Origin of the sequence: Microbulbifer okhotskensis, from assembly GCF_023895975.1 — a bacterium.
In the GTDB taxonomy this organism is placed as follows: Bacteria; Pseudomonadota; Gammaproteobacteria; order Pseudomonadales; family Cellvibrionaceae; genus Microbulbifer; species Microbulbifer okhotskensis.
This window is the reverse complement of sequence record NZ_JALBWM010000487.1, coordinates 1-248: the sequence shown is the minus strand read 5'-3', so window position 1 is coordinate 248 and position 248 is coordinate 1. Positions and strand designations below refer to the sequence as shown.

Genomic DNA, 248 nt, shown 5'->3' with positions numbered 1-248 from the left:
ATCGCGGTACAGAAACGGAAAGCTGAAGATGTTGGCGGTTTCGGAAAAATCGGTGATTTTTCCGGGGTTGATAATGGATACATCCAGTACACCGGCCATTTGCTGCTCGAACAGCTCTCCCTCGTCACCAAGCACGCCGTTGGGAAATATCTGCACGTCTATGTCGTTATCGGAAAACTGTCTTACCAGTTGCTGGAATTTGACCGCGCCCTCCTGATAGGCCGTATCTTCGGCTCCAAGGTGACCAA

1 protein-coding gene is annotated in these 248 nt (G+C 50.8%); it reads right to left on the bottom strand.

Annotated elements, in window-relative coordinates; translation table 11 throughout:
• Positions 1 to 248, bottom strand: a 248-nt coding sequence (dctP, locus tag MO867_RS23025) for a TRAP transporter substrate-binding protein DctP (RefSeq protein ID WP_252473482.1), incomplete at both ends; no start/stop codon positions are given.